This window comes from Comamonas sp. A7-5, assembly GCF_039581385.1.
GTDB lineage: Bacteria > Pseudomonadota > Gammaproteobacteria > Burkholderiales > Burkholderiaceae_C > Comamonas > Comamonas thiooxydans.
This window is the reverse complement of the sequence record NZ_JBCPWO010000024.1, coordinates 22,782-33,960: the sequence shown is the minus strand read 5'-3', so window position 1 is coordinate 33,960 and position 11,179 is coordinate 22,782. Positions and strand designations below refer to the sequence as shown.

The 11,179-nt window shown below is 61.8% G+C and carries 7 protein-coding genes, 1 tRNA gene and 1 pseudogene; 8 read left to right on the top strand and 1 reads right to left on the bottom strand.

The window, feature by feature from the left end:
- Positions 1–42 precede the first annotated feature (42 nt).
- A complete protein-coding gene (gene uraD, locus AAIL67_RS23660; protein ID WP_343485275.1) occupies positions 43–1,818 on the top strand; it encodes a 2-oxo-4-hydroxy-4-carboxy-5-ureidoimidazoline decarboxylase in 1,776 nt (591 codons plus the stop codon).
- Positions 1,815–3,092 carry a M20/M25/M40 family metallo-hydrolase gene (locus tag AAIL67_RS23655; protein WP_063665458.1) on the top strand — a complete coding sequence of 426 codons (1,278 nt, stop codon included), beginning with the start codon at positions 1,815–1,817 and terminating at the stop codon, positions 3,090–3,092. Before uraD ends, AAIL67_RS23655 begins: the two co-directional genes overlap by 4 nt.
- A 92-nt stretch (positions 3,093–3,184) precedes the next feature.
- Here AAIL67_RS23655 and AAIL67_RS23650 read toward each other — a convergent pair whose 3' ends face one another.
- Positions 3,185–4,150 carry a LysR family transcriptional regulator gene (locus AAIL67_RS23650; protein WP_343485274.1) on the bottom strand — a complete coding sequence of 322 codons (966 nt, stop codon included), beginning with the start codon at positions 4,148–4,150 and terminating at the stop codon, positions 3,185–3,187.
- 127 nt (positions 4,151–4,277) lie between these two features.
- On the opposite strand from AAIL67_RS23650, the gene AAIL67_RS23645 reads away from it, so the two are divergent.
- The 6 genes and pseudogenes from AAIL67_RS23645 to AAIL67_RS23620 all read left to right on the top strand — a co-directional run.
- On the top strand, positions 4,278–5,462 hold the full coding sequence (locus AAIL67_RS23645) for an MFS transporter (RefSeq protein WP_343485273.1): 1,185 nt from the start codon (positions 4,278–4,280) through the stop codon (positions 5,460–5,462).
- A 117-nt stretch (positions 5,463–5,579) separates the two neighbouring features.
- Positions 5,580–5,855 carry a hypothetical protein gene (locus AAIL67_RS23640; RefSeq protein ID WP_343485272.1) on the top strand — a complete coding sequence of 92 codons (276 nt, stop codon included), beginning with the start codon at positions 5,580–5,582 and terminating at the stop codon, positions 5,853–5,855.
- A 267-nt stretch (positions 5,856–6,122) separates the two neighbouring features.
- A complete protein-coding gene (locus AAIL67_RS23635) occupies positions 6,123–7,610 on the top strand; it encodes a nucleobase:cation symporter-2 family protein (RefSeq protein ID WP_003052419.1) in 1,488 nt (495 codons plus the stop codon).
- A gap of 170 nt (positions 7,611–7,780) precedes the next feature.
- Positions 7,781–10,078 (top strand): NADP-dependent malic enzyme, encoded by a 2,298-nt coding sequence (locus AAIL67_RS23630; protein WP_012839526.1) that lies wholly within the window; start codon positions 7,781–7,783, stop codon positions 10,076–10,078.
- A gap of 283 nt (positions 10,079–10,361) precedes the next feature.
- A tRNA-Ser gene (locus tag AAIL67_RS23625) sits at positions 10,362–10,451 on the top strand.
- Positions 10,452–10,899: 448 nt separating this feature from the next.
- Positions 10,900–11,178: pseudogene (locus AAIL67_RS23620) on the top strand (DDE-type integrase/transposase/recombinase); the annotation flags it as partial.
- Position 11,179 lies beyond the last annotated feature (1 nt).

Sequence of the window (11,179 nt, the reverse complement as noted above, 5' to 3'; positions counted from 1 at the left end):
GTCACTGGGCCGAGCGTTTCCCTTGCAAGGATTGATTGCGACATGGCTTTGACCCTGGAACAACTGAATGCCGCCGATGCGGCCACCGCCACCGACCTGCTCGATGGCCTGTACGAGCACTCGCCCTGGATTGCCGCCAAGGCACTGGAGCAGCGCCCCTTCAAGTCCATGGCGCATATCAAGCACGCCATGGCCAAGGTGCTGGCCGAGTCCAGCGAACAGGCCCAGCTCGATCTGATCCGCGCTCACCCGGAGCTGGCCGGCAAGCAGATGGAGACCAACACGCTCACCGCCGAATCGACGAATGAGCAGAAGAAGGCAGGCCTGACCAACTGCACGCCCGAAGAGCTGGAGCACATCCGCAAGCTCAACGCCGAATACGGCAAGCGCTTCGGTTTCCCCTTCATCCTGGCCGTGCGCGGCGCGCGCGGTCTGGGTCTGAGCAAGGCCGAGATCATTGCGACCTTCGAGCGCCGCATGTTCAACCACCCTGCCTACGAACAGGCCGAGGCACTGCGCAACATCCACCGCATCGCCGAGATCCGCCTGAACGACAAGTTCGGCTACGAGCCCGTCGAAGGCAACGAAGTCTGGGACTGGCAGGAACGCCTGTCCACCAACAGCGACCCCGGCTACGCCGAAAAAGGCCAGCTGACGGTGACCTATCTGACCGACGCCCACCGCGCCTGCGCCCAGCGCATCAGCCACTGGATGCGCGAGATCGGCTTCGACGAGGTCGAGATCGACGCCGTGGGCAATGTGGTGGGCCGCTACAAGGCCGCCACCGAAGGCGCCAAGACCCTGCTGACCGGCAGCCACTACGACACCGTGCGCAACGGCGGCAAGTACGACGGCCGCCTGGGCATCTTTGTGCCCATGGCCTGCGTCAAGCAACTGGCCGAGCAAGGCAAGCGTCTGCCCTTCAACATCGAAGTGGTGGGTTTCTCGGAAGAGGAAGGTCAACGCTACAAGGCCACCTTCCTGGGCTCGGGCGCCCTGGTGGGCGACTTCAAGCAGGAATGGCTGGAGCAAAAGGACGCCGACGGCATCACGCTGCGCGAAGCCATGCTGCATGCAGGCCTGTGCATCGACGACATCCCCAAGCTGGAACGTGACCCCGCCAAGTACCTGGGCTTTGTGGAAGTGCACATCGAGCAGGGCCCTGTGCTCAACGAGCTGGACATTCCCCTGGGCATCGTCACCTCCATCAACGGCAGTGCCCGCTATGTCTGCGAATTCATCGGCATGGCCAGCCACGCAGGCACCACGCCCATGGACCGCCGCCGCGACGCCGCAGCCGGCGTGGCCGAGCTGTCGCTGTACATCGAAAAGCGCGCCGGCCAGGATGGCGACAGCGTGGCTACCATCGGCCAGTTGAATGTGCCCTCGGGCTCGGTCAACGTGGTGCCGGGCCGCTGCCAGTTCTCGCTGGATCTGCGCGCGCCCACCAACGAGCAGCGCGACGCCATGATCAACGACATCATGGCTGAGATGGCGGCGATCGCCGAACGCCGCGGCCTGCGCTTCACCACCGATCTGTCCATGAAGGCAGCGGCTGCGCCCAGCGCTCCCGAATGGCAGAAACGCTGGGAAAACGCTGTCGACGCACTGGGCGTGCCCCTGTTCCGCATGCCCAGCGGCGCCGGTCACGACGCCATGAAGCTGCACGAAATCATGCCCCAGGCCATGTTGTTCGTGCGCGGCATGAACGCCGGCATCAGCCACAACCCGCTGGAAGCTTCCACCTCCGACGACATGCAACTGTCCGTGGATGCCTTCACCCACCTCCTCCACCAACTGGCTCAAGAACAGCAATGACCAATATGAATCAAGACAAGCAAGCCGCCTACGCCGCCATCGATGCATGGATTGACGAGCACTTCGACGAAGAAGTGAAGTTTCTGCAGGCCATGGTGCAAGTGCCCACGGACACGCCTCCCGGCAACAACGCACCCCACGCCGAACGCACTGCCGAGCTGATCAAGGGCTTCGGCTTCGACGCCGAGAAGCACGTCGTGCCCGAAGCCGACGTCAAGGCCTATGGCATGGAATCCATCACCAACCTGATCGTGCGCCGCCCCTACGGTGACGGTGGCCGCACCATCGCCCTGAACGCCCACGGCGACGTGGTGCCTCCGGGCGAAGGCTGGACCAAGGACCCCTACGGTGCCGAAATCGAAGACGGCAAGCTCTATGGCCGCGCCGCTGCCGTGAGCAAGAGCGACTTCGCCTCCTTCACCTTTGCCGTGCGTGCTCTGGAAGCCGTGGCCAAGCCCTCCAAGGGCGCCGTGGAACTGCACTACACCTATGACGAAGAGTTCGGCGGCATCATGGGCCCCGGCTGGCTGCTGGAAAAGGGCCTGACCAAGCCCGACCTGATGATCGCAGCAGGCTTCAGCTACGAAGTCGTTACCGCTCACAACGGCTGCCTGCAGATGGAAATCACCGTGCAGGGCAAGATGGCACACGCCGCCGTGCCCCACACCGGCGTGGACGCGCTGCAAGCCACTGCGGTGCTGCTCACGGCTCTGTACGCCGAGAACGTGAAGTACAAGCAAGTCACGTCCAAGGTGCCTGGCATCAAGCACCCTTACCTGAACATCGGCCGCATCGACGGCGGCACCAACACCAATGTGGTGCCCGGCAAGGTCATGCTCAAGATCGACCGCCGCATGATTCCTGAAGAGAATCCTGTGGAAGTGGAAGCCAGCATCCGCGCTGTCATCGCCAAGGCCATCGCCGACTTCAACACCCAGGGCGGCTACACCGGTGAAGACGCCGTGCGCGTGGACATCAAGCGCCTGCTGCTGGCCAATGCCATGACGCCCCTGGACGGCAACAAGCCTCTGGTCGACGCCATCCAGGCCCACGGTGAAGCCGTCTTCGGCGAGAAGCCTCCTGCAGTGGGAACGCCTCTGTACACCGACGTGCGCCTGTACGTCGAGCGCGGCATCCCCGGCGTGATCTACGGCGCCGGCCCCCGCACCGTGCTGGAATCGCATGCCAAGCGCTCCGACGAGCGCCTGGTGCTGGAAGACCTGCGCCGCGCCACCAAGGTGGTGGCCCGCTCGCTGGTGGACCTGACTGCCTGAGCACCAACTACCGTTTGAACGCCTAGCCTTCTCCAGACTGGATGGAGGTTTTCAAAGAGCCTGGATTCGTCCAGGCTCTTTTTTTATGTGCGCTACGCCAGCAAGCCGGCGGGCATTTGCTCGGCATGACTGAGGTCCACATGGCTGGCCAGAAAATCCAGCACCGCCCGCGTCCTTACTGGCAACTGGCCGGGCTTGCCCACATACACGGCATGGATGGGCTGCAGATCCCCGGGATTGAATTCCTCCAGCAACACCTGCAGCCTGCCCGCATGCAAATCGTCCCAGGCGTGATAGAGCGACAGCCGCGCCAGGCCCGCCCCGGCCTTGGCCAGATTGGCCATGGCTTCGCCATCGTTGACGCGCAGCACCTCGCCCATGCTCACCGTCACCGCCTTGCCCGCCACCACAAACGGCCAGTGCGGTATGGACCGCGGGTAGTTCCAGCCGATGCGCACATGGCCTGACAGCTCATCGGGATGCGCCGGTTTGCCAAAGCGCTGCAGATAGTCCGGCGAGGCCACGATCACCTGGCGCGTGTGCCCCAGCTTGCGCGCCACCATGTCCGAAGACGGCAGCTCTCCCCAGCGCAAGGCGATATCGGCGCGAGCCGCTATCAGGTCCACGACATGATCTGTAAAGCTGAGGTCCAGCTGCAGGCCCGGCCAGGTCCGCATCAGCGGGCCGACCAGCGGCACCAGCAGGCGGTTGCCCGTGGACGAGCTGGCATTGATGCGCACCACGCCGGTGGGCTGGCCCTGCCGGGTGACCGAGGATTCCAGCGCCAGCCAGTCCGCCAGCAGCTGCCGGCCCTGCTCCAGCAACTGCTCACCTTCCGCCGTCAATTCAAGCCGCCGGGTGCTGCGACGCAGCAGTTGCACGCCCAGCCGGGTTTCGAGCCTGGCCACGATCTTGCTGACGGCTGAGGGCGAGACTTCTCGCAGACGCGCCGCTGCCGAAAAGCTGCCCTGCTGGGCCACCTGCACAAAGGTCTGCAGCTCCACAAAGCGGTCCGCGCTGTGCTCCTGCAGCAAAGGCATAACCATGGATTTCTTCATGAATCACATCATAAAGATGCGATTTATTCCCCGCAGGAACAGATGAATGTCCGCATCAAGGGCTAGCGCGCCTTCTGCCGCAGGTTCACAGTTCAGCCCTTCGCGGAATTTTCACAAGGACGTTTTCATGCCTGCAGCATTGCTTGCTCTGGCCGCCGGTGCCTTCGGCATCGGCACCACGGAATTCATCATCATGGGCTTGCTGACCCAGGTCAGCCAGGATCTTCATATCTCCATCCCCACGGCGGGCACGTTGATCTCGGGCTATGCCGTGGGCGTCGCCGTGGGCGCTCCCGTTCTCACTCTGGCCTCGCGCCGCTGGCCGCGCAAGCTGCTGCTGCTGAGCCTGATGCTGCTGTTCATCGCCGGCAATGCCGCCGCCGCCCTGGCACCCAGCTATGGCTGGCTGCTGGCAGCACGCGTGCTGACCTCGCTGACCCACGGCACCTTCTTCGGTGTGGGCGCGGTGGTCGCCACGCAACTGGTAGCACCCGAGAAGAAAGCCTCGGCCATTGCGCTGATGTTTTCCGGTCTGACCCTGGCCACGCTGCTGGGCGTTCCCTTCGGCACCTGGATCGGCCAGCACTGGGGCTGGCGCATGGCATTTGCCAGCGTCAGCGGCATCGGCGTGATCGCACTGCTGATCCTGCTGCGCCATGTGCCACGCGCACTCAGCATGCCCAGCCCTCAGGGCCTGACGCAGGAGCTGGCCGTGCTGCGCAATGGCGCCATGTGGCGCGGCCTGCTGCTGACGGTGATCGGCTTTGCCGGCGTCTTCACCCTCTATACCTATATAGAGCCGCTGCTGACCCAGATCACGGGAATGGACAACCGCATGATTGCGTTCACCCTGCTGCTGTTCGGGGCGGGCCTGGCCCTGGGCAACCACGCGGGCGGCAAGCTGGCCGACCGCTTTGGCGTGCAGCGCGCACTATGGGTGTCACTGGCCACCTTGATGCTGGTGCTGATCGCGGGCCGCTGGATGTTTGCCAGCACGCCCCTGGCCATTGCCTTTGTGCTGCTGCTGGGCATTGCCGCCTTTGCCACCGTGGCACCGCTGCAGATGGGCGTGCTGCAATCGGCCGGCGAAGCCGGCATGAATCTGGCATCCAGCCTCAATATCGCGGCCTTCAATCTAGGCAATGCCCTGGGTGCCTGGCTGGGCGGCGCCGTGATTGCACAGGGCCTGAGCTTGACTTGGCTGGCCTGGGCTGCCGCCATGCCTGCAGCAGCGGCGCTGCTCATGGCCAGCTTCGCGCCACGTCAGACCAGTCCAGTTCAGACTTCGGCCATGGCGGCAGGAATGCACTGAGGCTCAGATGCCGCGCCGAGGCGGCACAAGGCTGCAGCCTGCCCTGCAGCAGCGCAGACAAATTCCACTCTCAAGGCGACCTCAAGGTCGCCTTTTTTGCTTGTGCAGCAGCTCGGCATGGTTTTTGCAGCAGTTTATGCCCCATGGCAAGGGATGAACTCTTTGCAGCCCCTACGCACGCTTTTGCACAGCGGTGCACCAATTTATGGCTTGATGCCATCTTTTGCACCTTCTTTAACGCTAATGCATTCAACCGGCCTCAAGGCGGCAACGCACTTTCTTTCACTAGATGTTTCAAGACCCGAAACCTGCGCGCGCATAACCGGAGCCAGATCCCTTCCAATTGCATATCGTGCAATTTTTGCTATAGAAAACAAAGCATCTATCGCTTGATATCAATAGGTTTCAATATGTTTTATTCTGAAAATTAGAAAAATAAAGCGTCAGAAGCTACATATTTGATAGCAATCGGTAATTACCTTAGATGGTTATGCGCGGAAAACATAACCATTGACACCCCATCCAGAAACTGAAATTTGAGCAGGGTTTACCGCTAGATGTTGCGCGTTATGAGCTGTATACACTTTTTGTATGGATTGCATGCCATTCGCGAATCGCATGCCAACCTGAAGCCAATATAGAGTGAGGAGACATGTTTTTATGACATCCCAAGTGCATCCCGTGGATGAGGTTCTGCCATTTGGCAAGCTCACCGCCTTAGGTCTGCAGCACGTTCTGGTCATGTATGCCGGCGCCGTCGCCGTGCCGCTGATCGTGGGCCGTGCCCTGAACCTGCCCCCTGAGCAGGTCGCGCACCTGATCTCTGCCGACCTGTTCGTCTGTGGCCTGGTCACCCTGATCCAGGCCATGGGTGCGACCCAGTGGTTCGGCATCAAGCTGCCCGTGATGATGGGCGTGACCTTTGCCAGCGTGGCGCCCATGGTGTCCATGGCGCAGAGCACTGGCGGCAACGCCGGCGCAGGCCTGATCTTTGGTTCGGTGATTGGCGCGGGGGTGATCTCCATCCTCATTGCACCGCTCATCAGCCGCATGCTGCGCTTCTTCCCACCGGTCGTGACCGGCACCATCATCGCCGTCATCGGCATCAGCCTGATGCGTGTGGGCATCAACTGGATCTTCGGCAACCCCGTGGGCCCGACCGCCCCTTCCGTGCCCAACCCTGAGCACCTGAAGTGGCTGGCCGAGGCCCAGGCCATGGCCGGCGCTCCCGGCTCCTCGCTGCCAGCCATCCCCAAGGGCTTCTCGGTACTGCCCACCATGCCCAACCCCAAGTACGCCGATCTGCAAGGCGCTGCGGTCTCCGGCATCGTGCTGCTGTCCATCCTGCTGATCGCACGCTTTGCCAAGGGCTTCCTGGCCAATATCTCGGTGCTGATGGGCATCCTGATCGGCGGCGTGATCTCCGTGGCCATGGGTCTGATGAACTTCGAGAAGGTCACCAAGGCCGAGTGGTTCACCCTGGTGCTGCCCTTCCAGATCGCCATGCCCGTCTTCGACCCCATTCTGATCCTGACCATGAGTCTGGTGATGGTGGTCGTGATGATCGAATCCACCGGCATGTTCCTGGCCCTGGGCGACATGGCCAAGCGCGACATCACGCAGGACGAGCTGACCCGCGGTCTGCGCACCGACGGTCTGGGCACCCTGATCGGCGGCATCTTCAACACCTTCCCCTACACCAGCTTCTCCCAGAACGTGGGTCTGGTGGCCGTGACCGGCGTGCTCAGCCGCTGGGTCTGCGTGGCCGGTGGCGTGATCCTCATCGTTCTGGGCGTACTGCCCAAGATGGGTGCCCTGATCGAATCCCTGCCCACCGTGGTTCTGGGCGGTGCGGGTCTGGTGATGTTCGGCATGGTGGCCTCCACCGGCATCCGCATCCTGGCCAATGTGGATTTCCGTAACAACAAGAACAACGCCATGATCGTGGCAGTGTCTATCGGCGTGGGCATGATTCCTCTGGTTGCCCCTAATTTCCGTCAGTGGATGCCCCATTCCATCCATCCACTGATTGAATCCGGTATCCTGCTGTCCTCGATTACCGCCGTGGCATTGAATCTTTTCTTTAACGGAGCCGCCAAAGACAACAGCGCTGCCATCAATGCAGCACGTGAGGCTGACGCTCACTAAACGCCAGTCCTGAAGCGAACGCTGGCTTACCGGCCAGCCCAAGCCCCCTGCCGCCCCACAGTGCGCCAGGGGGTTTGTTGTCGATACAGTTGAAGCAAAACAGACCTGACTCAAAATGCTTCTTGCCATCCGGTAAGCTCCGAGAAGCAACTTGCTGATAAATATTTCGTATGACACAAAACCTGTCCTCCGCCGAACAAGCCCTGCGCGATGCGGCCCGCGAATACCACCGCAGCCCCGTCAAAGGCAAGATTTCCGTCACTCCTACCAAGCCCCTGTCCAACCAGCGTGACCTGTCCCTGGCCTACTCGCCAGGCGTGGCCTATCCCTGCCTGGACATCGAGGCGGACCCCTCCACTGCGGCCGAATACACCTCGCGCGGCAACTTGGTCGGCGTGATCACCAACGGCACTGCGGTGCTGGGTCTGGGCGATATCGGCCCACTGGCTTCCAAGCCTGTGATGGAAGGCAAGGGTTGCCTGTTCAAGAAGTTTGCCGGCGTGGACGTCTTCGACATCGAGCTGGCCGAGCGCGATCCCGACAAGCTCATCGACATCATTGCCTCGATGGAGCCCACCCTGGGCGGCATCAACCTGGAAGACATCAAGGCTCCCGAGTGCTTCTACATCGAGCAGGAGCTGTCCAAGCGCATGAACATTCCGGTGTTCCATGACGACCAGCACGGCACGGCCATCATCTCCAGCGCCGCTTTGCTCAATGGCCTGGAACTGGTTGGCAAGGACATCGGCTCCGTCAAGGTGGCCGTCTCCGGCGCCGGCGCGGCAGCCATTGCCTGCGTCGACGTGATGGTGGGCCTGGGCATCAAGCGCTCCAATGTCTACATGGTGGACTCCAAGGGCGTGATCTACGAAGGCCGCCCCGGTGGTCTGGACGCCTCCAAGCAGCGCTACGCTCAGAACACCGAAGCCCGTACCCTGGCCGACGTGGTCGACGGCGCCGACGTGTTCCTGGGCTGCTCCGCTCCTGGCGTGCTGACTGCCGACATGGTCAAGACCATGGCCGACAAGCCCATCATCCTGGCCCTGGCCAACCCCGAGCCCGAAATCCGCCCTGAACTGGCCAAGGCCATCCGCCCGGACTGCATCGTGGCCACCGGCCGCTCGGACTATCCCAACCAGGTCAACAACGTCCTGTGCTTCCCCTACATCTTCCGTGGCGCGCTGGACTGCGGCGCCACCAAGATCACCGAAGCCATGAAGCTGGCCTGCGTGCGTGAAATCGCCGCACTGGCCAAGCAGGACGTCAGCGACGAAGTCGCCGCCGCCTACCAGGGCAAGGAGCTGACCTTCGGCCCCGACTACCTGATCCCCACGCCCTTCGATACGCGCCTGATCCTGCGCATCGCTCCCGCCGTGGCCCAGGCTGCCGCCGAATCCGGCGTTGCCACCCGCCCCATCGAAGACATCGCCGCCTACCGCGAAAGCCTGACCCGCTTTGTCTACCAGACCAGCATGTTCATGCGCCCCGTGTTTGCAGCCGCCAAGGCCAATCTGCAACGCGTGGCCTATGCCGAAGGTGAAGACGAGCGCGTGCTGCGTGCCGTGCAGGTTGCCGTGGACGACGGCCTGGCCAAGCCCATCCTGATCGGCCGCCCCGCCGTCATCGAAGCCCGCATTGCCAAGGCCGGCCTGCGCATGCAGCTGGGCAAGGACGTGGAAATCTGCAACCCCGAAGATGATCCCCGCTTCCGTCAGTACTGGGAGACCTATCACAAGCTGATGGGCCGCAACGGCGTCACCCCCGAAGCCGCCAAAGCCGCAGTGCGCCGCTCCAACACCCTGATCGCTGCCCTGATGGTGCACCTGGGTGATGCCGACGCCATGCTGTGCGGCCTGGTCGGTCGCTTCGACAGCCACCTGGCCCATCTGGAAGACGTGCTGGGCCTGAAGAAGGGTGCCAACGAGTTCGCAACCGTGAACGCCGTCATGCTGGAATCCGGCACGCTGTTCGTGGCCGACACCTACATCAACGACGCCCCCAGCGCCGAAGAACTGGCCGAGATCGCCAAGATGGCTGCCGACGAGGTGGCCCGCTTCGGCCTGCCACCCAAGGTCGCCTTCCTCTCGCACAGCAACTACGGTTCGTCCACACGCGGCTCGGCCCGCAAGATGCGCGCTGCACGCGACCTGTTCGCCGCCGCCAACCCCGGCATCGAATGCGATGGCGAAATGCATGGCGATGCGGCCCTGGACGCCAACGTGCGCAGCCACTCCCTGCTGGAGTCCTCGCTGACCGGCGCAGCCAACGTGCTGATCTGCCCCAACCTCGACGCCGCGAACATCCTGTTCAACGTGCTCAAGACCACGGGCGGCCATGGCACCACCATCGGCCCCATTCTGATGGGCTGCTCGGCTTCCGCCCACGTGCTGACCCCCTCCTCCACCGTGCGCCGTGTGGTCAACATGACCGCTCTGGCAGCAGCTCAGGCCATCGCACTGCGCAGCTGATCAAACGGCACCTCTCGGGCATCCCGCCCGAGTCAGTAACAAAACGCCCTTAGGGGCGTTTTGTTTTGTGCCATGCCTTGCCTTGTCTTGTCTTGAGCTTTGAACCCTTCGTTGATTCACGGCGGCCTGTCACTCGCGCAGCAAGCGCTCATGGCAGACGCCATGATGAAAAGTGAGCGCCAGTCGAGATACAGCAAGCGCCATACGCTATGGTTTTCACAGACAAAGCAAATTGCGCGCAATGCCGAACGGCGCGCAATCCTTGTGTAGAATCCTGCCATCCGGAGGTTTGGGTGAGTGGTTTAAACCAGCAGTCTTGAAAACTGCCGAAGGAGTGATCCTTCCGTGAGTTCGAATCTCACAGCCTCCGCCAGATGACTAAGAAACAAGCGCCTCTCAGGGCGCTTTTTTCTTGCACCCATCAATGGTTGAGGTGCTTGCGGCAGCTGAAAAACGCGACCCCATGAGTGTTGACCTTCTGCGTCAGCGCAGAAATTTCATCATAACGGGCCTCGCTCTAACAGCGATTGATCTTGCTGGAGCAAAGCTTTAGCAAGATGTATCTGTTCTCGGAACATCCCTCAATTTTGCCAATCCAGAGAGGATTGTTTGGGGAGCCTGGATTCTTTGGGCCTGCTTTCTGATGCGGTACTGTCAGTACTTGAACGAAGAGCCTAATTTCGGCATCCATGAAGGTATGCGACGCTGTATTCCTAAGCGCTTCCCTCAAGATGAATTCGATGAATGCAGGCAGTGGATTTTTGGCGTTACGGCATTCTCTGGTCATTGAGAGTGCAACCTAGGGACTGGGAGGATGAAGATTGGTCGCTCTCATCGAAAGACCCCAGAAGCACGTTACGCAAAGCTCTATGGACTTTCCGTGCATTCCTCTCGGTGGCAACAAAAACGCCGCGCTTCAACTGCCCGCCGGCAAAGTCTACCTCTCGCCCATGATCGATTGCGTCGATGGCATGGTGGTGAGCGGGTCTATCAGAACACGCCCCGACGCTGAATTGATCAACACGATGCTGGATGCTGCGATCACCAAGCTGAATGACAGTGAAGTGCAGCCTGTGGTTCACTCCGACCGTGGCGCCCACG